This window comes from Priestia sp. J2, assembly GCF_020790095.1.
GTDB lineage: Bacteria > Bacillota > Bacilli > Bacillales > Bacillaceae_H > Priestia > Priestia zanthoxyli.
This window is the reverse complement of sequence record NZ_CP086208.1, coordinates 4,183,842-4,206,165: the sequence shown is the minus strand read 5'-3', so window position 1 is coordinate 4,206,165 and position 22,324 is coordinate 4,183,842. Positions and strand designations below refer to the sequence as shown.

Sequence of the window (22,324 nt, the reverse complement as noted above, 5' to 3'; positions counted from 1 at the left end):
TTTCATGATTGAAAACGGCGTGAACGTGAGAGAGCGAATTGCAAAACGTGCTGAAAAAGAAATTTTGGACGGATTTTATGTAAACCTTGGAATTGGTATTCCAACGCTTGTGGCTAATCATATCTCAGATAATAAAACGGTTGTGCTTCAGTCCGAAAACGGTCTGTTAGGCATTGGACCATATCCGAAAGAAGGAGAAGTAGATCCTGATTTAATTAATGCAGGCAAAGAAACCGTAACGGCGACAAAAGGGGCTTCTTACTTCGACAGTGCTGAATCGTTTGGCATGATTCGCGGAGGGCATATTAATATTGCGATTTTAGGAGGCATGGAAGTCTCAAAAACTGGTGACTTAGCTAACTGGATGATTCCTGGAAAAATGATTAAAGGAATGGGCGGTGCAATGGATTTAGTTCATGGAGCGCAGCGCATCATTGTTATTATGGAACATGTGACGAGAAAAGACCAACCTAAAATCTTAAATGAGTGCACCCTCCCTCTGACAGGAAAAGGGGTAGTAGATCGTATTATTACAGATCGAGCGGTCATTGACATTACGGCAGAAGGCCTAAAACTTGTCGAAGTAGCGAAAGGCTATACGGTAGAAGATATTCAACAGTCTACAGAGCCAACTTTAATCATTGATGAACATGTAAAACTAGATGCATTTTGATTTTTGGTAACAAAAGCAAGAATATGATACAATATCTCTCAATTAAAGTAGCGGGGGAATTGTGATGGCTAAAAAAAAGCAAAAACAATCAGCACAAAAACAAAATGATCAGCTCAGTATCAAAGATCAGCTAAATGATAGCTTATTAAAACAGCTTCAGGCTAAAAAACAGGCGCTTTCTTTAAAAGAAGAAGAGCAGAAAGAAACAGAACGTAAAGAAGCTGCTCGAATTCGAAAAGAAAAAGAAAAACATAAATCGTTTGAAGAGCTGTTAAATGAAAGTGATATGAACTGGTCCGAATTTAAAAAATAAAAGCGCCGATAAAGGCGCTTTTATTTTTTAACGATGAGCTTCATATTGGTTTGCTTTAAAGATCGAGTGCAGTTTGTTAACTTCAGTAGGCTGTAGGGGGGAGGTCTCGACAGCCTTTACGTTTTCACGAAGCTGTGAAGAAGAGCTTGCTCCCGCTACAACTGAGGCTACCGTAGGATTAGCTAAACAGTATTGAAGTGCAGTTGAATTCAGAGAGTGATTTGGTCGTACGTGACGAAATGCTTCAATCGTTTTTGATAATTCCGTACCGCTATAGTCTAAGTATCCCTTACCTTCGAATGCAGCAAGCTTTTGCTCTCCTTTTTCGGTTAGCAGCCCTTTGGCTACTGGACCTCTGGCTACAACGCTAATGCCGTTATCGTGCAAAAGGGGAAGTGCACTTTCTTCAGGACGTCTGTCTAACAAGCTATATTGCATCATGACACTGACAATAGAAGAGTTTTGCACATACTCTCGAATCACATTCGGCCGGATAGATGAAATACCATAGTAGCGAATGACGCCTTCTTGTTTTAATTCTTCAAATGCTTCAATCGTTTCTTCAATATTGTCTTCAACAGTCCCTCCGTGCAGTTGATATAAATCGATGTAATCCGTTTGAAGCCGGCGCAGGCTTTCTTTTACTTCATCTTTTATGTAAGCTTTAGACGGATCCCACGTCCAGCTGTCTTTTGCATCATTCCAGCGATTTCCTACTTTTGTGGCTAAAACAATATCATGTCTGCGGTTTTTTAAAGCTTGTCCCACAAACTCCTCGTTTAAGCCAAAGTCATATAAATCTGCTGTATCAAAATAATTAATGCCATATTCCAGAGCTTCATCAATCATATTGACAGCGTGTTTCTGTTCCGTGCCAAGAGACATGCATCCTAAACCTAATGTACTGACCAGCAAATCTGAAGTACCTAAGCGTCTTTTTTCCATATATGCCACTCCTTATTTTTTACTTGTTTCTATCTATTGTAGCGCTATGATAGAGAGAAACTCAAATAAGAAGATTAAAAAACTGCAGCACAATTAGTGTCTGCAGTCTGCTTGTTGTTTGTAAGAATTAAAATTTTGAGAGATAGCGTTCGTCCACTCATCAACATACTGAAATTGTTCGCCGTATTCTTTTAACTTTTGCTTAATTTCCCATGCTTTACCGACTAAAATGATTTGCTTCTCGTGAACATAAACTTTCATTTTTTCTACCTCCCAAGATTCGTATGATAGAATATATGTAAGAGTCAAAAAAATAGAACGAGGTGGAGAAAATGGATCATTTAACAGAAAAAATGCGGTCTTCTGAAAAGCTGTTTGGAGGCAGAGTGATTGATTTGTACTTAGAAGAAGTAGAGCTTCCGAACGGAAAAACGAGTACAAGAGAAGTAGTTAAGCATCCTGGAGCTGTCGCTGTCATTGCGTTAACAAGCGATCATAAAATGGTTATGGTCAAACAGTATCGCAGACCGATGGATCGTATTTTAGTGGAAATTCCAGCCGGCAAGCTGGAAAAAGGAGAAGAGCCGATTGTAACGGCAAAACGTGAGTTAGAAGAAGAAACGGGCTATACAACAGATTCCCTTAGCCATATTATTTCTTTTTACACATCGCCAGGTTTTGCAGATGAGTTGGTTCACGTTTATTTAGCAGAAGATTTAAAAGTGATGACCACCAAAGCGGAATTGGACGAAGATGAATTTGTTGAAGTGATGGAAGTTACTGTAGATGAGGCCCTTACTCTTATTCAAAACAAAGAAATTTACGATGCAAAAACAGCATATGCTGTGCAGTACTTACAGTTAAAAAGCGGATTAGGAGAGTAAGAGAGTTTTTTCTTTTACATACGTACGGCAATCTAGCAATTTAGAGGTTTACATTGAAACGTCATTTGATGTGAGAAAAAACAGGCATGCGCGTATCTCTAGCTTAAAAAATGTGTGACAACCATATATTAGTTGAAGAAAAATCCGAACGATAAATAGAGATTCTTGATTTAGAATCAAATTCGTTCGGATTTTTTTTAAGTTGATGGTGAACGTAGCTTTCATTTATGTAGTTGGTTCTAGCGGTTGATTGGAGGTCAAGGCGAAGACTCCTGCGGGAAAAGCGGAATAGGTGAGACCCCGCAGGAGCGTACGCGACGAGGAGGCTCACCGGCCGCCCGCGGAAAGCGAAGCCTTGCATGAAAATCAACAGCGGTGTCACAAGCTATCCATACTATCTCATTTGTTCTTATTTAGATTAGATTAATTTCATTATGTCTTAATCTCTTTTTTATGTGATAGATTTAAAAGATTCTTGGCATAGTTTTTGTACTCTATCATACACTCTATTAAGCGATTAATAGGAGGAAGACGATGAGAAAAAAACAATTGCCATTATCGTATGCAAGACATTTTCAAGAAAACAGTTCTATTTATTTATTTGTAACCGTGCTGTTTTTAATGGGAATCATTTTTGGGGCTATTGTTGTAAATAGTTTGACGCTTGATCAAAAAGAAGACCTGTACTTCTATTTAAACCGGTTTTTCGGACAGGTAAAGAGTGGGGAAGTAGCAAGCAGCGTTGAAATGTTTCAGCAAAGTTTTTTTCACAATGTTAAATACTTAGGGCTCATTTGGATACTAGGAATTGCTATTATTGGTTTGCCTGTAGTGTTAATTCTGCTGTTTTTAAAAGGAATGGTGATTGGTTTTACCGTAGGCTTTTTAGTCAATCAAATGGGACTCTCTGGGTTTGCGCTATCTTTTGTATCTGTTATGCCGCAAAATATCTTTCTCATACCGGCATTTCTGATTCTGTCTGCAGCTTCAGTTGCCTTTTCTTTGAAGCTCGTGCGGCAGCAGTTTTTTAAAAAAGCAGCGGAGCCAATTTCTGCATCCTTTTTACGCTATAGCGGCACGATGATTGCAATGATATGCTTGGTTGCCTGTGCAGCTACAGTTGAAGCTTACGTATCACCTACTTTAATGAAAAGTGTAATGGCTCTATTAAATAAGTAAGAATAAGTATTAAATAAAAAGAATTCTTTTTTCTTATTAAGAATAACTTTATTTTGACACCCTCGACACATCTGATATAATGGATTAGTGAATGGCGAGGGAGGGAATAATTATGGAAAGTCGAATTGAGCGAATTAAGCAGCAGTTGCACTCAGCTAGCTATAAATTGACACCTCAACGTGAGGCGACTGTAAGAGTACTTCTTGAACATGAAGAGGATCATTTAAGTGCCGAAGATGTATATCTCCTCGTCAAGGAAAAGTCTCCGGAAATTGGATTGGCAACTGTTTATCGTACGTTAGAATTGTTAACTGAACTTAAAATTGTTGATAAAATAAACTTTGGCGATGGCGTTTCTCGCTACGATTTAAGACAAGAAGGAGCCGCACACTTTCATCATCACCTTGTGTGTATGGAATGTGGATCTGTGGACGAAATTCAAGAAGATTTGCTTGAAGACGTTGAAGAAATTGTGGAAAAGCAATGGAATTTTAAAATTAAAGATCACCGCTTGACATTTCATGGCATTTGCCATCGCTGTCAGGATAAAGAAGACAAGCAGTAAAAGCCTTTTCCATAATGGAGAAGGTTTTTTGTTGTACATAAATAGAAAAAATAACGAGGTTACAAGCTATATGGTTTTATAGAAAGGAAGGAAATGACAAGGAGAGAACTCAGCGTATAAAGGCAAGAAACATGTATAAAACCTGTCCCAATTGGCATATCTTCTAATAGAATCAAAAATTGGAGGAATTGTTTCATGAAATCATGGGCTGAAATGGTATATAATACATGTAAAGTATTTATCTTATTTACCGGGTTTACTCTTTTGTTTTATTTTGGAATGATATGGGTATCTCAAGAGTATCAAAATTATAAACGTTATGATGAGCCGTCGGGTTCAGCAGTTAAGGTCATGCAAGCAAGTGTGAACAAAGATCAGACGTGGCTGGAGCGTTTATTTATGTTTTATCAAAACGGGGAGTAGAGGCTATTGAATGATCAAATTCAAGATTTTATTCATTATTTAGTAGTAGAGCGGGGACTGGCGAAAAATACGATTGATTCGTATGAACGAGATTTAAAAAAGTATGCTCAATATTTAGAGCATGTAGAGCAGCTGAAATCATTTAATGAAGTAACAAGACTCCACATCGTTAATTTTCTGAAATATTTAAGTGATCAGCAAAAATCATCTAAAACGATTGCGAGACATGTGGCTTCAACTAGATCTTTTCATCAATTCTTACTAAGGGAAAAAGCAGCGGATACAGATCCATCCGTTCATATTGATACTCCGCAGCTTGAGCGCAAGCTGCCAAAAGTGCTAAATGCAGAGGAAGTAGAGGCGCTGTTAAATGTGTTTGATACTTCGACGCCTTTTGGCATACGAGACAAAGCGATGCTTGAATTGCTTTATGCTACTGGAATTCGTGTATCTGAACTCGTTAACTTAAATATTGATGATGCACATTTGACGATGGGATTTATTCGGTGTATCGGAAAAGGGAATAAAGAAAGAATTGTCCCCATCGGAAGGTTGGCAACAGAGGCGATTGAAGAGTACTTACAGCATGGCCGGAGTATTTTAACAAAGCAAAAGGAACAGGACAAAGCACTTTTTGTTAATCATCATGGAAGGCGCTTGACAAGGCAGGGGTTTTGGAAAATATTAAAAAAGTTAGCTTCTGAAGCAAAAATTGAAAAAGAATTAACTCCACATACGTTACGCCATTCGTTTGCTACTCATTTGTTAGAGAACGGCGCGGATTTGAGAGCTGTTCAAGAAATGCTCGGGCATGCGGATATTTCGACCACTCAAATTTATACACATGTCACAAAAGCGCGTTTAAAAGATGTATACAATCAGTTTCACCCGCGAGCGTAGGAAGATCCCAATGTCCAGTAAGTTCATAGACATTGGTTTTTTTGATTGAAAACACTTTCATTCCTGTGTACAAAAAAATAAAAAGCGTCTATACTAATAGAGAGGTCAGACTTCTGACCAATAAGAGAAGATGGTTAAATTATTTCCAAACGGGAATTTTATAGAGAATAAATAAATTGATATTTGGAGGGAATAAAATGGCGCATACATATAAACGCGTATTTTTAGTTGTCATGGATTCAGTAGGTATCGGTGAATCACCGGATGCTGAAAAATACAATGATAAAGGTGCCGATACGTTTGGTCATATTGCAGAACACTGCAACGGTCTTCATATGCCTAATATGGCTAAGCTTGGTCTAAGCAATATCCGTGAAATTAAAGGAATTGATAAAGCCGAAAAGCCGTTGGCTTACTATACAAAAATGCAGGAAGCTTCTGCCGGAAAAGATACAATGACAGGTCATTGGGAAATTATGGGTCTTAATATTGATACGCCTTTTAATGTGTTTCCAGACGGATTTCCAGAAGAGCTGATTTCACAATTAGAAGAAAAAACAGGCCGTAAAATTATTGGAAACAAACCAGCATCTGGTACAGAAATTTTAGATGAGCTAGGAAAACAGCATATGGAAACAGGTGACTTAATCGTCTATACATCAGCAGATTCTGTTTTGCAAATTGCTGCTCATGAAGAAATTGTTCCAATTGATGAATTGTACAAAATTTGTGAGATTGCTCGTGAATTAACGCTTGATGATCCATATATGATTGGACGTGTTATCGCTCGCCCGTTTTTAGGTGAACCAGGTAACTTCACTCGTACATCCAATCGTCATGACTATGCATTAAAGCCTTTTGGACGTACAGTAATGAATGAATTAAAAGACAATGACATCGATGTTATTGCTATCGGTAAAATTTCTGATATTTACGACGGAGAAGGGGTCACAAAATCTCTTCGTACCAAGTCGAATATGGACGGCATGGATAAGCTAGTTGATACATTAAACATGGACTTCACAGGCTTAAGCTTCTTAAATTTAGTTGATTTTGATGCTCTCTATGGCCATCGCCGCGATCCACAAGGATATGGGCAAGCGCTTGAAGAATATGATGCACGCTTGGAAGAAGTATTTGATTTATTAAAAGAAGATGATTTATTGATTATTACAGCGGATCATGGAAATGACCCTGTTCATCATGGGACAGACCATACGCGTGAATACGTGCCGCTTCTTGTGTACAATAAAGGCATGAAAGAAGGAAAAGAACTTTCTATTCGTCAAACGTTTGCGGATATTGGCGCAACGGTAGCAGAAAATTTTGGCGTAGCAATGCCTAAGCATGGAAAAAGTTTTTTACAAGAGCTGAATTAAGCAGGGGGAATGGAGTATGAAAAAAGAATATATTGAAAAAGCAGCAGCATATATTAAAAATCAATCAGCTGTTACACCAACCATTGGGCTTATTTTAGGTTCTGGACTAGGGGTATTAGCTGACGAAATTGAAGGCGCGGTAAAAATTCCGTACAACGACATTCCTGAGTTCCCGGTTTCAACAGTTGAAGGTCACGCAGGTCAATTAGTAATAGGTACTATTCATGACGTACCGGTTGTAGCTATGCAAGGACGTTTTCACTTTTATGAAGGGTACGCCCTTGATAAAGTAACATTTCCAGTGCGCGTAATGAAAGAAATCGGTGTAGAAACGTTGATTGTAACGAATGCAGCAGGCGGAGTAAACGAATCCTTTAATCCAGGAGACTTAATGATTATTTCTGATCATATTAATAACTTTGGAACGAACCCTTTGATTGGACCTAATGACTCTGATTTTGGCGTAAGATTCCCGGATATGTCAACTGCTTACTGCAAGGACCTTCGTCAATTAGCGAAGAAAGTAGGAGCTGATTTAAATATCGCCTTACAAGAAGGTGTATATGTAGGAAATACAGGTCCAACATATGAAACGCCTGCTGAAGTACGAATGCTTCGCATTATCGGGGGAGACGCGGTCGGTATGTCTACAGTACCAGAAGTTATTGTAGCACGCCATGCAGGTATGAAAGTACTGGGTATTTCTTGTATTTCTAATATGGCAGCTGGTATTTTAGATCAGCCGTTAAATCATGAAGAAGTGATTGAAACGACTGAAAAAGTAAAACAGCAGTTTTTATCGCTTGTAAAAGAAGTAGTAAAGCAACTTCCAGCTGATCAAAAATAAGAAGAAAATATGACTTCAAGCATCGAGAATTTCTCGATGCTTTTTTTATTTCGTTTAGTATAAATCGATTATACCTTGGAAAAAATAGGTTGTATAAAGAATGGAGGTTTGTGGAGATGAAGCGAACTATTGTAAAGTTACTCGTTGTCATATTTTTATTTCCACTTATGACGCAACCTGTTTTAGCCGCAGAAAAAAAGAGTTCTGAGCTTGCTGACAGTGCTAGGTCAGCTATTTTAATTGAACGGGATACAGGAAAAATTCTATACGAAAAAAATAGTAATCAAGAACTTCCCCCTGCCAGTATGACTAAAATTATGACAATGATTTTAATTATGGAGGCTTTGGATAAAGGGAAAATTACCTTAAAAGATAAAGTGCGAGCAAGTGAATATGCCGCTTCAATGGGAGGCTCACAAATCTTTTTAGAGCCCGGAGAAGAAATGACGGTAAATGATTTGCTAAAAGGGATTGCGATAGGTTCTGGTAACGATGCTTCTATGGCAATGGCTGAATATTTAGCTGGATCAGAAGAAAAATTTGTAGCAAAGATGAACCAAAAAGCGAAAGAGCTTGGTTTGACTCATACAAAATTTCAAAATCCGACAGGCCTGCCTGTAGAAAATCACTATAGTACAGCTCATGATATGGCCATGATGGGCAGAGAGCTACTAAAGTATGAAAAAATTATTAACTATACAAGTAAATACGAAGCTTATTTACGCACGGATACAGATAAGAAGTTTTGGTTAGTAAATACGAATCGCTTAGTGAAGTTTTATCCCGGGGTTGATGGACTCAAAACGGGATTTACAGGTCAAGCTAAGTATTGCCTGACAGCTACCGCTAAAAAGGGAAATATGCGTGTGTTAGCGGTTGTATTCGGTGCAAGCACGCCAAAAGATCGCAATAATCAAGTAACCAAAATGTTAGACTACGCATTCAGTCAATATACAACGAAGCCTTTATACAAAAAAGGAGACGTTATTGCCAAGATAGATGTAAACAAGGGTAGTGAAGATCAGGTAACAGCCGTTACGTCAGAGCCTATTTCTGTTTTATTGAAAAAAGGAAATGCAGCCAAAGATGTTAAAACAGAAGTGAAAATGAACGAGAAGTTAAATGCGCCTATTCAAAAAGGCGACAAAATTGGAACGTTGACCATTAAGAAGGATAACAAAGTAATGAGTTCTTCACCGCTTCTTGCAAAAGAAGATATCGATGCTGCTTCTTGGTGGAAGCTATTTAAACGTACGTTCTCTATTTTCTCTCAAACATCTTAAACAGCTAAATGTGACGAAATAGAACTAGTTTTGTCGGTGAGAAGGATTCTATTCTGTTGGCAGCGAAAGATTGACTATAAGATTTCCGAGGAGGTTTGTATAGTGAGTCTTTCAATTGAACTGGAATTCAAACAAGATGTCTTGTTGGTTCGATTAACAGGAGAATTAGATCATCATACGGCAGAAGAGCTAAGAAGCAAAATCACCCAAGCGATAGAGAAGGAATCTATCAGCCATTTGATTTTAAATCTACAGCATTTAACCTTTATGGACAGCTCTGGCTTGGGGGTTATTTTAGGGAGATACAAACAAGTTCATAATAACGGTGGGGAAATGGTTGTATGCGCTATTTCTCCCGCTGTAGAACGTTTGTTTAATATGTCAGGCTTATTTAAAATTATTCGTTTTGAACCTAATGAAGAAAACGCGCTTCAAAAATTGGGGGTGGCATAATGAAAAATCAAATGAACCTCCAATTTTCCGCGCTTAGTCAAAATGAATCGTTTGCCCGCGTCACGGTAGCATCATTTATTACACAGTTAGATCCAACAATGGATGAGTTAACAGAAATTAAAACAGTCGTATCTGAAGCAGTAACAAATGCTATTATTCACGGCTACGAAAGCAATCCGGATGGTGTGGTATATATTTCTGTGACGCTTCATGAAGACGGTGTAGTGGAGCTGATGATTCGTGATGAAGGAATTGGTATCGATAACGTGGATGAAGCAAAGCAGCCTTTATACACAACGAAACCAGATCTAGAACGCTCTGGAATGGGTTTCACCATAATGGAAAACTTTATGGACGAAATTCGAGTAGAGTCTACTGTATTAGAAGGTACGACCTTATATTTAAAAAAGCACTTAACAAATAGTAAAGCGCTATGTAATTAAGGAGACTTGCCAATGGATGTGGAGGTCAAAAAAAATAAAAACGAACCGTATTTAAAGGATCATGAAGTTAAAGACCTCATCAAGCGCAGTCAGCAAGGTGATCAAATTGCACGAGATACAATCGTCCAAAAAAATATGCGGCTCGTTTGGTCGGTTGTTCAACGTTTTATTAACCGTGGTTATGAGCCCGATGATTTATTTCAAATTGGATGTATAGGACTATTAAAGTCCGTTGATAAATTTGACCTATCGTATGATGTTAAATTTTCAACATATGCTGTTCCGATGATTATTGGTGAAATTCAACGGTTTATTCGTGATGATGGCACGGTAAAGGTTAGCCGTTCTCTGAAAGAAATGAGCAATAAAATACGTAAAGCAAAAGATGAGCTTTCCAAATTGCTTGGACGCGTCCCTACAGTCGCTGAGGTTGCAGAACATTTGGATCTCACTCCTGAAGAAGTAGTGCTGGCTCAAGAAGCTAATCGTGCTCCTTCGTCTATTCACGAGACCGTCTATGAAAATGATGGAGATCCAATTACCCTTCTTGACCAAATTGCTGATCATACGGAAGCGAAGTGGTTTGATAAAATTGCTTTAAAAGAAGCAATTGAAGAACTTGATGAGCGTGAAAAGCTCATTGTCTATTTGAGGTATTACAAAGATCAAACTCAGTCCGAAGTGGCCGCAAGGCTAGGGATTTCTCAGGTTCAGGTATCGAGGCTTGAGAAGAAAATCTTAAAACAAATGAAGCTGCATATGAATGACACGTAATACTTAAGAAGCAATCCGTTTTGCTATTCAAAGAAGAATAGTGAAACGGATTGCTTTTTTTATTTGGTAATTAATGGTCTGTTCAGAAACGTGAATTAGAAAATTTAAGAAAATCCATACTACACGTACAGGGAGATAATGAATCGTAAGGTGTGATATGAATGGAAAACGTTCTTTATCTTAAAATGAGGCATCGTATTCAAGTAAAACCTGATGAAGCTGTAAATATTGGACAATTAGCAATGGTTATAGCAGGAGATTCTGTTCAAAAGCAAATTGAAAAGCTAATTGTCTATCAAGTAAGTATGAGTGATCGAAATATTATCATTGTTGATTTAATGAAGGTAATTGAAAAAGTTGCCTCTCAGTATCCGCACTTAGACATTCAGACGATTGGACCCGCTCAAACAATTGTAGAGGTCGTGTATAAAAAGAGACAATATTCCTTTTTGTTTTTTCTAGCTGTTTGGTTTCTTCTCTTCATCGGAGCTGCTTTAGCAATTATGAACTTTCACGAAGATGTGAGTATGAGACAAGTACATCAAAAATTGTTCTATATGCTGACCGGTCTGAGAGATAAGCAGCCTTTGCTGATTCAAGTACCTTACTCTATCGGTTTAGGGTTGGGAATGATTCTGTTTTTTAACCACGTCTTTAGAAAACGAATTAATGAAGAGCCTAGTCCTCTCGAAGTCGAAATGTTTAATTACCAGCAAGACTTAGATCAATACGTCATTATGCACGAGAATAAAGAAAGTATGAAAAAAATTGATGATCATTAACATTGTGATGACCATTGTAATTGGACTTGCGGGAGGATTGGCTGCAGGTGCTGGATTTGTAGCATTTTTAACGGTGCTGGGCATTATTCCGCGTTTGATGCAGCTGACCAAAACCATGAAATACATTCAAGCATATGAGTGGGGAGTCGTAGGTGGTGCCGTTACAGGCGGTTGGTGCAGTCTTCATCAATACACGTGGCAGTTTCCTGCGGTGCTTATTATGATCATAGGTCTAACGAGCGGTATTTTTATTGGGATGCTGGCAGCAGCGTTAACAGAAGTGCTTAATGTATTGCCGACGTTAACGAAACGAATAGGAATGGAAGGCAAGCTTATTTTATTGTTAATGGCCATTGTACTAGGCAAAGTATGCGGGTCATTATTTCATTGGATTTATTTTGTTAATCAATAAGAAAAGGATGTATGTAACATGGCAAATAATCAAAAATTAAAAGATAACTATCAAGAAAGCATTAAACCATTTCAGCCTAAACCTTCATATGTGGCAAATTGCCTAAAGGCCTTTTTGGTAGGGGGAATCATTTGTACATTAGGACAGGCAATTCAAAATTTCTATATTGCATTTTTTGACTTTAATGAAAAAAATGCAGGTAATCCTACCGTCGCAACCCTTATTTTAATATCTGCGCTCTTAACCGGGTTTGGGATATATGATCGTATTGGTCAATTCGCAGGTGCAGGTTCAGCCGTTCCTGTTACGGGTTTTGCCAATTCCATGACGAGTGCAGCGCTTGAACATCGAAGTGAAGGAATTGTTCTCGGCGTTGCGACCAACATGTTCAAGCTGGCTGGAAACGTCATTGTATTTGGAACGGTTTCGGCTTACGTTGTAGGAATCATTCGCTACCTTTTTAAAACTTATTTGCTATGAAAAGAGGGGGATTATGAGAAAAACTGGAAAGCAAACGTGGGTTTATGAAAATCCTATTTACATTAATGCTACAGGAACAGCAGTAGGGCCAAAAGAAGCAGATGGACCGTTGGGAGAAACATTTGATATTACACATAAAGATTTGCACTGTGAAGAAGACAACTGGGAGTTAGCTGAAAGAAGACTGATGACGGAGTCCATTGACTCCTGCTTGCAAAAAATAAATTTATCCTATGAAGACATTGATTTGTTTTTGGCTGGAGATTTATTAAATCAAAACGTAACGGCTAATTTTGTAGCTCGACATAACCAAATTCCATTTCTATGCATGTTTGGCGCTTGCTCCACATCAATGGAAACGCTGGCAACAGGGGCAGCTCTTGTGGATGCGGGATTTGCTAATCGTGTTATTGCATCAGCGAGCAGTCATAACGCAACCGCTGAGCGCCAATTTCGAAATCCTACCGAGTACGGAGGACAAAAACCAGATACGGCAACGGCAACTATTACGGGAGCAGGGGCAGCGCTGGTCTCGAAAGAAAAAGGTATTGTGCGTCTCACGTCTGCAACGATTGGGCGTGTAATGGATTATGGGATTAAAAACGCAAACGATATGGGTTCTGCTATGGCACCAGCTGCTGCAGATACCATTCAAAGGCATTTGGAAGACTTAAACGTCGCGCCAAGCGAGTATGATCTTATTTTAACAGGAGATTTATCTGGTGTAGGCAGTCCAATTTTAAAACAGCTGCTCAAGGACGAAGGCTACGATATATCAACCAATCATAATGATTGCGGATTAATGGTATATCGCCCCGACCAAAATGTATTTGCAGGAGGAAGCGGCTGCGGCTGCTCGGCTATTGTCACGTATGGTCATATTTTAAATGAATTAAAATCGGGAAACTTAAAGAAAGTGTTTATGGTGGCAACAGGAGCTCTTTTAAGTCCAACGATGATTCAGCAAAAAGAGTCAATTCCAACAATTGCTCATGGCGTCGTCTTAGAACATATCGGGGAGGGGGATGATCAATGGAGTATGTAATAGCTTTTGCTGTAGGAGGAATCATTTGCGTTATTGGGCAGCTGCTGCTGGATCTTGCTAAACTTACTCCAGCGCATGTTATGAGTTCGTTTGTAGTTGCGGGAGCGATTTTAGATGGATTTGGTCTTTATGATAAGTTGATTGAATTTGCTGGCGCCGGAGCGACGGTTCCAATTACAAGCTTTGGTCATTCCTTGTTGCACGGAGCGATGAAGCAAGCGGATGACCATGGATTTATCGGGATTGGGATTGGGATTTTTGAACTTACCTCCGCTGGAATTTCAGCAGCTATTTTATTTGCTTTTATTATCGCGTTAATCTTTAAACCGAAAGGATAAAAGATTATGAAAAAAAGAAGGATCATTATTGTAACCGATGGCGATGAATATGCGCGCAAAGCAATTGAGCATGTAGCTAAATCCGTTGGTGGCAGGTGCATTTCGAGGTCATATGGAAACCCTACTACGTTAACAGGTAGTCAAACGGTAGATTTAATTCTTCAAGCACCATATGATCCCGTCTTTGTGATGTTCGACGATAGCGGTTTCTTAGAGGAAGGACCTGGGGAAATTGCTTTGCTGCATGTAGCAAAGCATCCTCAAGTAGAAGTTCTTGGAGTGATTGCCGTTGCATCACGTACTCATCAAAGCGAATGGACAAGAGTGGATGTGACCATTGATCGTTTTGGGGAAATATCGCATTACGGCGTGGATAAAAGCGGAATTCAAGAGTTAGAAGTCGGACGAATTAATGGAGATACAGTTTACTGCTTGGATCAGCTCGATATTCCCTTAGTTGTAGGAATAGGAGATATCGGCAAAATGGCTAGGATGGATGATGTCAAACTGGGATGTCCTATTACTGAAAAAGCAGCAAGACTTATTTTAGAAAGGAGCGGTTCGTTTGGGTAAGCTAGCAGAGAAGAAAACAGCTATTTTTTCAAAAGTGCAAAAAAACGATCAGTGGTTCAAGGAAAACGCTAGTATGAACACAAGCTTTGATGTGGGCGTACGTAAACTGCTTATTTTGGATCGAGAAGTTCATATTTACTACGTAACGGGGCTGTGTGATAGTTCATTTATTATTGAAATTGCAAAAGTACTCATTCAAATTAATGATAATGAAGTTGAACGAGCAAAGTTAAAGGATATTGTTGAAAACCGTCTTATTCATCAGCAAGTCAAGCCTTTAAAGACGCTGGATGATGGAATGGTATCGGTTTTATCAGGACTGCTATTCGTTTTAATTGACGGTGAAGAAGTTGGCTTTGAAGTCGATGTGCGTACATATCCTGGCAGATCCCCTGAAGAAGCGGATACAGAGAAAGTGATTCGCGGAGCACGAGATGGATACACTGAAAACATCATTATCAATACAGCGTTAACAAGAAGACGAATTCGTGACGGAAGATTTCGTTTTGAAATTATGAAGGTAGGCGAACGATCAAAACTGGACGTAGCGATTGGGTACATAAATGGCGTAGCTGATCCAGGGCTGGTTAAACTGATAAAAGATGAACTGGAAGCAATTGATATAGATGGTTTGCCGATGGCTGACAAATCAATTGAAGAGTTTTTAGTCAAACAAGGAATTAATCCTTTTCCAATGGTACGCTATACAGAACGTCCGGACACAGCAGCAGCTCATGTACTGGAAGGGCATGTGATTATTATTACCGATACGTCTCCAAGCGTTATTATTACGCCAACTACGCTGTTTCATCACGTGCAGCATGCGGAAGAATACAGGCAGGCTCCTTCTGTCGGTACGTTTATCCGCTGGATACGGTTTTTAGGAATTCTTGCTTCTCTTTTCTTATTACCGCTATGGCTATTATTTGTACTTGAACCAGATCTGCTGCCGTCAAAATTGCAGTTTATTGGACCAAACGAAGCAACAAATATTCCAACTGTTGTTCAAATTTTCCTAGCTGATTTTGGGATTGAATTTCTGAGGATGGCGGCCATTCATACGCCGACGCCGCTTGCCACGGCGATGGGCTTGATTGCCGCTGCGCTTATTGGGCAAATTGCTATTGATGTAGGTCTTTTTGTTCCCGAGGTTATTTTGTATGTGGCTATTGCAGCAATTGGTTCATTCGCGACGCCAAGCTATGAGTTAGCGGTAGCAAATAAAATGCTGCGATTGTTTCTGTTAATTTTCGTGGCGGCCTTTCATACTCCAGGGTTTCTTATTGCGACAACGTGTATCATTCTCTACATGGCGCGACTAAAATCATTAAATACGCCTTATTTGTGGCCGTTTCTTCCATTTAATCCGCAGGCTTTGTGGCAGATTCTCATCCGCACACCGGTTCCTGGAGCGAATCCGCGACCTAGTATTGTGCATCCGCAGGATAAAGACCGCCAGCCTGCAAAACCTTAAACAAAATATGTGGTTGAAACCTGTATGAAGATGTGATAAATTTGTTTTAAATATGGAAAATAATAAATATTTAGACAGTTAGCAGCGAATTGCCGTTAACTGTCTTTTTTACACTATACACAGGAACGGGGTCTAAACATGTTTTTACACGGAACAAGTCGCATAAATAAGCAGGGGCATCTTGAAATTGGTGGAGTTGATACGGTTGAATTAGCATCAAATTTTGGGACACCCCTTTACGTATATGACGTGGCTTTAATTCGGCAGCGTGCTAGAGGATTTAAAGAAACATTTGAAAAGCATGGGGTAAAAGCACAGGTCGCTTATGCAAGCAAAGCTTTTTCGACAATTGCAATGGTCCAAGTCGTTCATGAAGAAGGTCTTTCGTTAGACGTTGTTTCGGGGGGAGAACTGTATACGGCTTTAGCAGCTGACTTTCCAAAAGAACGAATTCATTTTCACGGAAACAATAAAAGCCGAGCAGAACTAGAAATGGCCGTCAAAGAAGATGTAGGATGCATTGTAGTTGATAATTTTTATGAAATTGCATTGCTTGAGGAAATAACGGAACAGTATCAAAAAAAGATGCCTGTTCTTCTCAGATTAACACCTGGAATTGAAGCTCATACACATGATTATATCTTGACAGGGCAAGAAGACTCGAAGTTTGGATTTGATCTTCAAAACGGTCAAGCAGACGAAGCTGTGCGTCTTGTGCAAAATAGCAAGGGGCTAGAACTTTTAGGTATTCACTGTCATATAGGATCGCAAATTTTTGAAACAACGGGATTTATTATGGCGACTCAAAAGCTTTTTGCAAAAATGAAAGAGTGGAAACAACGTATAAAATTTGTTCCGCAAGTATTAAATTTAGGCGGGGGTTTTGGCATTCGTTATACGGAAGAAGATCAGCCTATCCCTGTTTCTCAGTATGTGGAGGTTATTATAGAAGAGGTCAAAAAGCAGTCCAAACAGTTAGAAGTAGAAATTCCTGAAATTTGGATTGAGCCCGGGCGCTCTCTTGTAGGAGATGCTGGAACGACCCTGTATTCAATCGGTTCTCGTAAACACGTACCGAATGTACGTGAATATGTAGCGATTGATGGAGGCATGAACGACAATATTCGTCCCGCACTGTATCAAGCGAAATATGAAGCGGTCATTGCCAATCGAATGAATGATGAGAGTGATGAGCTCGTATCCATCGCAGGTAAGTGCTGCGAATCGGGGGATATGCTGATGTGGGATGTACATCTTCCAAAAGCAAACCCAGATGATTTATTAGCGATGTTTTGTACAGGCGCATACGGTTATTCTATGGCAAGTCACTATAACCGTTTGCCAAAGCCAGCTGTCGTGTTCGTAGAAGATGGAGAAGCACAGCTAGTCGTAAAACGCGAAACGTATGAAGACATTGTAAAAAATGACGTGAAATACAAAGTGACGGTAAAAAAGTAACGAGTGATTAACGTAAAAAAAGAGCCTCTTGTTCAAGAGGCTCTTTTTTATGAGAATAACGATTTAATAGCATCAATAATATCAACAAAGAATTGCTTTAATTTATCAAGAAATGATTGGCCTTCTTCTGACTGAAGAAATGTTGTTACTTTTTCCTTTGTCGCAGAAAGCTGGTCTTTTACTTGGTTCCAATCGATGTTCATATCTTTTAACCGATTGAAAAAGTCAACCAGTGTATTAAGCTCTGAATCTGTTAATTTAATACCTAAATCATCAGCCACGCGCTGAATTAACGTGCGTAAATCGTCCTTTGTTTGAGGATTTTCTTTAGCAATTTCTTCTTTAATCGTTGCCATAAACTGCGCTGCTTTTTCTTTACCGATTTTTTCACCAAGTTCAGATGTTTGGACCATCTCTTCGTTGGCTGCTTTTTTTACTTCTTCTGGGATTTTTTGATCTGTTTGAACTTCATATGCTTTCATAATACCTGTTAAAGCGGCTGTACCAGATACTTCAAATGGAGCAGTAATCTGGATTTTTGCATCTTTAACGCCGGCGGTCATTAAAGCATTAATATACATGTCATCTGTAATACCATTAATATTTTGAGTTGATACGCTTAAACCAGAATCTTTTGAGCCAAGGGTAATACTAGAAGATGAAATAGCACGAGATCCAATAGTAGCCTTTGGAATAAAGTCACCTAAGTATTCATGCTCTTCTTGGTTTGTCACGGTTACTGTTTGAGCATTGCTTGGTGCATCAAGGTCATTTAATACCTGTTGCTTCTGAGAGCTGGTTAAGTCCTGACCTAATGTAATAATCACATCGCCCGGAGCAGCATCTGCAAAACTTTTTAAGGGTGCGGTTAGGAATAGAAGAAGACCTAATGTCACCATCATTGCTTTTATCGTTAATTTCAAACCTTTTTCCTCCTTTAATCCCATACTTGCCCTATTATAATACGGGCAGGTCTGAAGTAACAGAGCCAATTCATCATTTTCCCATAAATCAGTCTAGAGGCGTAGATTTCTATATAAAATGAAATCTATGTATCTCCATCACTGTATTAGACGGATGATACTATAAAAAGTTTCATCTCACAACTACTATTTTTTATTTAGAGCCCTACGAGAAGAAAGTGAAAAAGTGCATTCATTGAATTCATGAGCTTGTTTGTAGTAGAATAGAGTGAGTTTATAAATGTAAGTGTTCTGCCTCTAGGTGGCATTTACAACTTTTACGTTTTGCCGCTTTGACGGGGAAGATAGAGCCTGTAGCGGTACTAATACATATATTGGAGGTCATTTATATGAAAAAAGCAAGTATTTTAATGGAAAATGGTGAAAAAATTCTAATCGATTTATTTCCGAACGAAGCACCAGGAACAGTAGAAAACTTTGAAAAGTTAGCTAATGAAGGATTCTACAACGGCGTAACGTTCCACCGCGTTATCCCTGGATTTGTTTCTCAAGGAGGAGACCCAACTGGTACAGGTGCTGGCGGCCCTGGCTATTCAATTAAATGTGAAACAGAAGGAAACCCTCACAAACACGAAGCGGGTTCTCTATCAATGGCGCATGCTGGTAAAGACACAGGCGGCAGTCAGTTCTTTCTTGTTCATGAGCCACAGCCTCATTTGAACGGTGTTCACACTGTATTTGGAAAAGTAACAGAAGGACTTGATACAGTGTTGAAAATGAAAAATGGCGACGTAATGAAAGAAGTAAAAGTCTGGGAAGAATAAGAGCATACTGCTATAAATGGATATCAGCTAATAAAACGTCATAACAACCTTTTACAGGGGGTTACGGCGTTTTTTCTTCGCGCAACAGCTCAAAAAGCGTAATAGATTAGGTTTCTCATACACGCGTGACATATGACAAGCTTTTGTGTAATATTGCTATTTACTTATAAATTTTGTATGATAAAAGCAGTAAAAAACGCAGCGCATTAATTTGTAGGAAAGTTTGAGGACGAGGGAGAATCGTATGCTTATTCGCTATAAACGAAACTATGAAAAAATTGCCATGGGTCTTCTATCGTTTGTACCTACGGAAAAAGATTTAAAAAAACTTCAACAAACGATGAAAGAATATGAGCAAAACGAACATTGGCAGCTGTATCTTTGGAAGCAAGAAGAAGATATTATTGGAATTGTTGGCATTTCCATGCTCGATAAAAGTTTGATTGAGGTTCAACACGTCAGTGTAAACCCTTCACACCGCCAACAGGGCATTGGCAAAAAAATGATTAAAGCTCTTAAAGAAATGTATACGACTGCACAAATTAAGCCGAGTGAAATCATCGCTCCTTTTTATGAAAAGTGTCAGGCGGATGAATAAAGAAAAGCATGATTAGTTGAGGTGCGAAAGCGTCTTTCACATCTTAGTCATCATAAAACAACAGGTAGCTTCTAGCTACCTGTTGTTTTGTTTTGCCAATAAGTTCGCTTGTCTTTCCGCAATCACATCTGAACGATCTCGTGTACTGTGACGATGAACAATCGCATCATTTTGCAGATTAGAAGCTGATAACCAGACAAGCTGTTTATCAGTGCTTCTTCGTTTGCAAGCTCGTAATAATGCTGGATCTTCAATAGGTAAGTTAATGCTTTTATATGGCTGATAGGTATCGATTAAAGCTAATTGTTTGCGAAGAAGTTTAAGCAGTGAAGGATAATTAAGTCCAAGCTGTGCAATGTTTTCTTCTTCCTTCGTTAAAATTGCCAGTGCCTTTTGCATCGTTCTTTTGGCTCCGGCGAAATTTTGACGTCGATGATGATAGAGTGAAACAGCAATTTGAATAAGGCCAACCCAAATAATATTGCGGTGTCCTCTTTCGTCTTTTTTCCAGTGTTCTTCTAGCAGTTCATGACATTCAAAGTAATCCCGGTCGCCATGAAAATGAACTAAATAATCAATATAGGCTTGTGAATACAATCTTGTTCCCTCCTGGTAAGACTCTATATGTAGTGTATCACAAAAATTAGCTATTCATCAGCGCTGTGCCTTTAAAGAGACAAACGTGCTCAAGGTATGGCGAACACGTTTGTTTTTATTCAATATGTGTGGTTAGAAGCGTAAGCAAGAACAACCAACAATAATTAATAAAATAAACAGTACAACAATTAAAGCGAAACCGCTACCGTATCCACAAGATTTTTCACCCATGCGAGTTCCTCCTTCAGCCATTTGAAAATGTTATTACCTTGACATCATATGTATGTTTAAACTTTTTGTATGGGCAAATGACCTATTTTTACGTTAATTTGTATTGGACATGTGTCTATAATCCTCTATACTAATGATAGTAACGTTATATAAAGCAGCAGAAATGATAAGCAATTGAAAAGTGTTGGTGAGATAAAAGTGGAGTACAGTGTAAAAGTAGATGCGTTTGAAGGACCTTTAGATCTTCTTCTGCATTTGATTAACCGATTTGAAATTGATATTTACGATATCCCAGTAGCGACAATTACTGAGCAATATATGATGTTTATACATACAATGAATGAGCTTCAGCTAGACGTTGCCAGTGAGTATCTAGTCATGGCAGCAACTTTGCTTCAAATTAAAAGTAAAATGCTTCTGCCTACGTATGAAGAAGATATGGATGAAATTGAAATGGTCGATGAAGAAGATCCGCGTGAAGAATTGATGCAGCGCTTAATTGAATATCGAAAGTTTAAAGAAGCGGCAGTAGAGCTTCAAAAGCTGGAAGAAGACCAAAGTCATGTGTATACAAAACCTCCAAGTAATGTGCAAATAAATGCAGAAGAACGTACGCAGCCTCAGGACGAAGGATTGGATATATCACTGTATGATATGCTAAGTGCTTTTCAAAAGTTAATGAAACGAAAGCAAAACAAAAAGCCTATGCAGACGAAAATAGCAAGACAAGATATTCCAATTGACAAGCGCATGAGTGAAATTGTGAATGAATTAAAAGCCTTTAAAGGGAAAAAAAGTTTTTATCAGCTGTTTCCTTATCAAGAGCGTGATCATATTGTTGTAACGTTTTTAGCTGTGCTGGAATTAATGAAAGAAAATGAAATCGTTGTGGAACAGCAGCACAATCTAGACGAGCTTTATGTATCGTATCGAGAAAGGAATGAAGAGGAATGACAACGAATAATTTACATGCTATTATTGAGAGCTTACTTTTTGTTTCTGGTGATGAAGGTCTGTCTATTAGCCGGTTAGCTGAGATTATAGAAAAGCCTCATGAAGACATTCAAGGTGCTTTGGAAAGCTTAGAGCAAGAGTGTAAGTCCAGAGGAGTTACACTTGTTGAAATAGGCGGGGCCTATCAGCTTGTTACAAAAAAAGAGCATGCACCATATATTGAGAAGCTCGTAGAAGCTCCTGCTAATCAATCATTGTCACAAGCAGCGCTTGAAACGTTAGCTATTGTAGCGTATAAGCAGCCAATTACAAGAGCTGAAATCGAAGAGATTCGCGGAGTGAAAACGGAAAGACCTCTTCAAACTTTAATTGGAAAGGTTCTGTTAAAAGAAGTGGGACGAGCGGAAGGCGCAGGGCGTGCCATCTTATACGGAACGACAAAAGAATTTTTAGGCTATTTTGGGCTTAAAAGTATCGAAGAGCTGCCGCCGCTTCCAGAAGATTTGTTACAAGAAGGAACCAATCAAGAGGCAGATTTATTTTTTCAATCGTTTCAAGAAATGAAGTGAAACCG

At 38.9% G+C, this 22,324-nt stretch carries 30 protein-coding genes; 25 read left to right on the top strand and 5 right to left on the bottom strand.

The window, feature by feature from the left end; all coding sequences use genetic code 11:
- The first annotated feature begins 4 nt into the window (after positions 1-4).
- Both LJY09_RS21770 and LJY09_RS21765 read left to right on the top strand, forming a co-directional pair.
- Positions 5-673 (top strand): CoA transferase subunit B, encoded by a 669-nt coding sequence (locus LJY09_RS21770; RefSeq protein ID WP_028411554.1) that lies wholly within the window; start codon positions 5-7, stop codon positions 671-673.
- 64 nt (positions 674-737) lie between these two features.
- On the top strand, positions 738-986 hold the full coding sequence (locus LJY09_RS21765) for a YqkE family protein (protein ID WP_028411553.1): 249 nt from the start codon (positions 738-740) through the stop codon (positions 984-986).
- 27 nt (positions 987-1,013) lie between these two features.
- Here LJY09_RS21765 and LJY09_RS21760 read toward each other — a convergent pair whose 3' ends face one another.
- Positions 1,014-1,931 carry an aldo/keto reductase gene (locus tag LJY09_RS21760; protein WP_028411552.1) on the bottom strand — a complete coding sequence of 306 codons (918 nt, stop codon included), beginning with the start codon at positions 1,929-1,931 and terminating at the stop codon, positions 1,014-1,016.
- Positions 1,932-2,024: 93 nt separating this feature from the next.
- A complete protein-coding gene (gene mciZ / locus LJY09_RS21755; protein WP_033579730.1) occupies positions 2,025-2,192 on the bottom strand; it encodes a Z-ring formation inhibitor MciZ in 168 nt (55 codons plus the stop codon).
- A gap of 71 nt (positions 2,193-2,263) precedes the next feature.
- On the opposite strand from mciZ, the gene LJY09_RS21750 reads away from it, so the two are divergent.
- The 19 genes from LJY09_RS21750 (at position 2,264) to lysA (ending at position 17,623) form a co-directional block, all read left to right on the top strand.
- Positions 2,264-2,815 carry an NUDIX hydrolase gene (locus LJY09_RS21750; protein WP_028411551.1) on the top strand — a complete coding sequence of 184 codons (552 nt, stop codon included), beginning with the start codon at positions 2,264-2,266 and terminating at the stop codon, positions 2,813-2,815.
- A 534-nt stretch (positions 2,816-3,349) separates the two neighbouring features.
- Complete coding sequence (spoIIM, locus tag LJY09_RS21745; RefSeq protein ID WP_025750451.1) at positions 3,350-3,994, top strand: stage II sporulation protein M; 645 nt, start codon at positions 3,350-3,352, stop codon at positions 3,992-3,994.
- A 112-nt stretch (positions 3,995-4,106) separates the two neighbouring features.
- Entirely contained in the window at positions 4,107-4,559 is a 453-nt protein-coding gene (locus LJY09_RS21740; protein ID WP_013059082.1) for a ferric iron uptake transcriptional regulator, read from the top strand.
- Positions 4,560-4,754: 195 nt separating this feature from the next.
- Positions 4,755-4,982: a YqzK family protein gene (locus tag LJY09_RS21735; protein ID WP_013059081.1), complete on the top strand. Its 228-nt coding sequence runs from the start codon at positions 4,755-4,757 to the stop codon at positions 4,980-4,982.
- 6 nt (positions 4,983-4,988) lie between these two features.
- Positions 4,989-5,882 (top strand): site-specific tyrosine recombinase XerD, encoded by an 894-nt coding sequence (gene xerD / locus LJY09_RS21730; RefSeq protein ID WP_028411550.1) that lies wholly within the window; start codon positions 4,989-4,991, stop codon positions 5,880-5,882.
- Between the two features lie 197 nt (positions 5,883-6,079).
- Positions 6,080-7,261, top strand: coding sequence for a phosphopentomutase (gene deoB / locus LJY09_RS21725; RefSeq protein WP_028411549.1), 1,182 nt, complete (start codon positions 6,080-6,082; stop codon positions 7,259-7,261).
- Positions 7,262-7,277: 16 nt separating this feature from the next.
- Positions 7,278-8,108, top strand: a complete 831-nt coding sequence (locus LJY09_RS21720) for a purine-nucleoside phosphorylase (RefSeq protein ID WP_028411548.1) — start codon at positions 7,278-7,280, stop codon at positions 8,106-8,108.
- 116 nt (positions 8,109-8,224) lie between these two features.
- The gene (locus LJY09_RS21715) at positions 8,225-9,391 is read left to right on the top strand and encodes a D-alanyl-D-alanine carboxypeptidase family protein (RefSeq protein WP_033579732.1); all 1,167 of its coding nucleotides are present in this window, start codon (positions 8,225-8,227) and stop codon (positions 9,389-9,391) included.
- A gap of 102 nt (positions 9,392-9,493) precedes the next feature.
- Positions 9,494-9,844: an anti-sigma F factor antagonist gene (gene spoIIAA, locus LJY09_RS21710; protein WP_014458299.1), complete on the top strand. Its 351-nt coding sequence runs from the start codon at positions 9,494-9,496 to the stop codon at positions 9,842-9,844.
- Positions 9,844-10,287, top strand: a complete 444-nt coding sequence (spoIIAB, locus tag LJY09_RS21705; protein WP_013084935.1) for an anti-sigma F factor — start codon at positions 9,844-9,846, stop codon at positions 10,285-10,287. The genes spoIIAA and spoIIAB overlap by 1 nt, the downstream gene beginning before the upstream one ends.
- Positions 10,288-10,299: 12 nt before the next feature.
- Positions 10,300-11,061, top strand: a complete 762-nt coding sequence (gene sigF / locus LJY09_RS21700; protein WP_013059074.1) for an RNA polymerase sporulation sigma factor SigF — start codon at positions 10,300-10,302, stop codon at positions 11,059-11,061.
- A gap of 161 nt (positions 11,062-11,222) precedes the next feature.
- Positions 11,223-11,843 (top strand): stage V sporulation protein AA, encoded by a 621-nt coding sequence (locus LJY09_RS21695; RefSeq protein ID WP_028411546.1) that lies wholly within the window; start codon positions 11,223-11,225, stop codon positions 11,841-11,843.
- On the top strand, positions 11,833-12,255 hold the full coding sequence (locus LJY09_RS21690) for a stage V sporulation protein AB (RefSeq protein WP_014458301.1): 423 nt from the start codon (positions 11,833-11,835) through the stop codon (positions 12,253-12,255). Before LJY09_RS21695 ends, LJY09_RS21690 begins: the two co-directional genes overlap by 11 nt.
- A gap of 18 nt (positions 12,256-12,273) precedes the next feature.
- The gene (spoVAC, locus tag LJY09_RS21685; RefSeq protein WP_028411545.1) at positions 12,274-12,735 is read left to right on the top strand and encodes a stage V sporulation protein AC; all 462 of its coding nucleotides are present in this window, start codon (positions 12,274-12,276) and stop codon (positions 12,733-12,735) included.
- A gap of 13 nt (positions 12,736-12,748) precedes the next feature.
- Complete coding sequence (gene spoVAD, locus LJY09_RS21680) at positions 12,749-13,780, top strand: stage V sporulation protein AD (protein ID WP_028411544.1); 1,032 nt, start codon at positions 12,749-12,751, stop codon at positions 13,778-13,780.
- Positions 13,768-14,118: a stage V sporulation protein AE gene (spoVAE, locus tag LJY09_RS21675; protein WP_013059069.1), complete on the top strand. Its 351-nt coding sequence runs from the start codon at positions 13,768-13,770 to the stop codon at positions 14,116-14,118. The genes spoVAD and spoVAE overlap by 13 nt, the downstream gene beginning before the upstream one ends.
- A gap of 6 nt (positions 14,119-14,124) precedes the next feature.
- Positions 14,125-14,691 carry a stage V sporulation protein SpoVABEA gene (locus tag LJY09_RS21670; protein WP_014458304.1) on the top strand — a complete coding sequence of 189 codons (567 nt, stop codon included), beginning with the start codon at positions 14,125-14,127 and terminating at the stop codon, positions 14,689-14,691.
- The gene (locus tag LJY09_RS21665; RefSeq protein WP_028411543.1) at positions 14,684-16,165 is read left to right on the top strand and encodes a spore germination protein; all 1,482 of its coding nucleotides are present in this window, start codon (positions 14,684-14,686) and stop codon (positions 16,163-16,165) included. The genes LJY09_RS21670 and LJY09_RS21665 overlap by 8 nt, the downstream gene beginning before the upstream one ends.
- Positions 16,166-16,303: 138 nt before the next feature.
- Entirely contained in the window at positions 16,304-17,623 is a 1,320-nt protein-coding gene (lysA, locus tag LJY09_RS21660) for a diaminopimelate decarboxylase (protein WP_028411542.1), read from the top strand.
- A 47-nt stretch (positions 17,624-17,670) separates the two neighbouring features.
- Here lysA and LJY09_RS21655 read toward each other — a convergent pair whose 3' ends face one another.
- Positions 17,671-18,546: a DUF1002 domain-containing protein gene (locus LJY09_RS21655; RefSeq protein ID WP_014458307.1), complete on the bottom strand. Its 876-nt coding sequence runs from the start codon at positions 18,544-18,546 to the stop codon at positions 17,671-17,673.
- A gap of 389 nt (positions 18,547-18,935) precedes the next feature.
- On the opposite strand from LJY09_RS21655, the gene LJY09_RS21650 reads away from it, so the two are divergent.
- Positions 18,936-19,370: a peptidylprolyl isomerase gene (locus LJY09_RS21650; RefSeq protein ID WP_013059064.1), complete on the top strand. Its 435-nt coding sequence runs from the start codon at positions 18,936-18,938 to the stop codon at positions 19,368-19,370.
- Between the two features lie 244 nt (positions 19,371-19,614).
- The gene (locus LJY09_RS21645) at positions 19,615-19,968 is read left to right on the top strand and encodes a GNAT family N-acetyltransferase (protein ID WP_013059063.1); all 354 of its coding nucleotides are present in this window, start codon (positions 19,615-19,617) and stop codon (positions 19,966-19,968) included.
- 75 nt (positions 19,969-20,043) lie between these two features.
- On the opposite strand, the gene LJY09_RS21640 is transcribed toward LJY09_RS21645, so the two are convergent.
- Both LJY09_RS21640 and LJY09_RS21635 read right to left on the bottom strand, forming a co-directional pair.
- Positions 20,044-20,565 carry a DUF309 domain-containing protein gene (locus LJY09_RS21640; RefSeq protein ID WP_028411540.1) on the bottom strand — a complete coding sequence of 174 codons (522 nt, stop codon included), beginning with the start codon at positions 20,563-20,565 and terminating at the stop codon, positions 20,044-20,046.
- Between the two features lie 132 nt (positions 20,566-20,697).
- A complete protein-coding gene (locus LJY09_RS21635) occupies positions 20,698-20,796 on the bottom strand; it encodes a YjcZ family sporulation protein (RefSeq protein ID WP_170836726.1) in 99 nt (32 codons plus the stop codon).
- Positions 20,797-20,994: 198 nt separating this feature from the next.
- Between LJY09_RS21635 and LJY09_RS21630 the strand changes: the two genes are divergently transcribed.
- Entirely contained in the window at positions 20,995-21,750 is a 756-nt protein-coding gene (locus LJY09_RS21630) for a segregation/condensation protein A (RefSeq protein WP_013059060.1), read from the top strand.
- Positions 21,747-22,319, top strand: coding sequence for an SMC-Scp complex subunit ScpB (gene scpB, locus LJY09_RS21625; protein WP_028411539.1), 573 nt, complete (start codon positions 21,747-21,749; stop codon positions 22,317-22,319). The genes LJY09_RS21630 and scpB overlap by 4 nt, the downstream gene beginning before the upstream one ends.
- Positions 22,320-22,324: the final 5 nt, after the last annotated feature.

Bases quoted from the DNA above. Each gene is read 5' to 3' on its own strand.
- LJY09_RS21770 (WP_028411554.1), top strand. From the start codon at position 5: ATGATTGAAAACGGCGTGAACGTGAGAGAGCGAATTGCAAAACGTGCT.
- LJY09_RS21765 (WP_028411553.1), top strand. From the start codon at position 738: ATGGCTAAAAAAAAGCAAAAACAATCAGCACAAAAACAAAATGATCAG.
- LJY09_RS21760 (WP_028411552.1), bottom strand. From the start codon at position 1,931: ATGGAAAAAAGACGCTTAGGTACTTCAGATTTGCTGGTCAGTACATTA.
- mciZ (WP_033579730.1), bottom strand. From the start codon at position 2,192: ATGAAAGTTTATGTTCACGAGAAGCAAATCATTTTAGTCGGTAAAGCA.
- LJY09_RS21750 (WP_028411551.1), top strand. From the start codon at position 2,264: ATGGATCATTTAACAGAAAAAATGCGGTCTTCTGAAAAGCTGTTTGGA.
- spoIIM (WP_025750451.1), top strand. From the start codon at position 3,350: ATGAGAAAAAAACAATTGCCATTATCGTATGCAAGACATTTTCAAGAA.
- LJY09_RS21740 (WP_013059082.1), top strand. From the start codon at position 4,107: ATGGAAAGTCGAATTGAGCGAATTAAGCAGCAGTTGCACTCAGCTAGC.
- LJY09_RS21735 (WP_013059081.1), top strand. From the start codon at position 4,755: ATGAAATCATGGGCTGAAATGGTATATAATACATGTAAAGTATTTATC.
- deoB (WP_028411549.1), top strand. From the start codon at position 6,080: ATGGCGCATACATATAAACGCGTATTTTTAGTTGTCATGGATTCAGTA.
- LJY09_RS21720 (WP_028411548.1), top strand. From the start codon at position 7,278: ATGAAAAAAGAATATATTGAAAAAGCAGCAGCATATATTAAAAATCAA.
- LJY09_RS21715 (WP_033579732.1), top strand. From the start codon at position 8,225: ATGAAGCGAACTATTGTAAAGTTACTCGTTGTCATATTTTTATTTCCA.
- spoIIAB (WP_013084935.1), top strand. From the start codon at position 9,844: ATGAAAAATCAAATGAACCTCCAATTTTCCGCGCTTAGTCAAAATGAA.
- sigF (WP_013059074.1), top strand. From the start codon at position 10,300: ATGGATGTGGAGGTCAAAAAAAATAAAAACGAACCGTATTTAAAGGAT.
- LJY09_RS21695 (WP_028411546.1), top strand. From the start codon at position 11,223: ATGGAAAACGTTCTTTATCTTAAAATGAGGCATCGTATTCAAGTAAAA.
- LJY09_RS21690 (WP_014458301.1), top strand. From the start codon at position 11,833: ATGATCATTAACATTGTGATGACCATTGTAATTGGACTTGCGGGAGGA.
- spoVAC (WP_028411545.1), top strand. From the start codon at position 12,274: ATGGCAAATAATCAAAAATTAAAAGATAACTATCAAGAAAGCATTAAA.
- spoVAD (WP_028411544.1), top strand. From the start codon at position 12,749: ATGAGAAAAACTGGAAAGCAAACGTGGGTTTATGAAAATCCTATTTAC.
- spoVAE (WP_013059069.1), top strand. From the start codon at position 13,768: ATGGAGTATGTAATAGCTTTTGCTGTAGGAGGAATCATTTGCGTTATT.
- LJY09_RS21670 (WP_014458304.1), top strand. From the start codon at position 14,125: ATGAAAAAAAGAAGGATCATTATTGTAACCGATGGCGATGAATATGCG.
- lysA (WP_028411542.1), top strand. From the start codon at position 16,304: ATGTTTTTACACGGAACAAGTCGCATAAATAAGCAGGGGCATCTTGAA.
- LJY09_RS21650 (WP_013059064.1), top strand. From the start codon at position 18,936: ATGAAAAAAGCAAGTATTTTAATGGAAAATGGTGAAAAAATTCTAATC.
- LJY09_RS21645 (WP_013059063.1), top strand. From the start codon at position 19,615: ATGCTTATTCGCTATAAACGAAACTATGAAAAAATTGCCATGGGTCTT.
- LJY09_RS21635 (WP_170836726.1), bottom strand. From the start codon at position 20,796: ATGGGTGAAAAATCTTGTGGATACGGTAGCGGTTTCGCTTTAATTGTT.
- scpB (WP_028411539.1), top strand. From the start codon at position 21,747: ATGACAACGAATAATTTACATGCTATTATTGAGAGCTTACTTTTTGTT.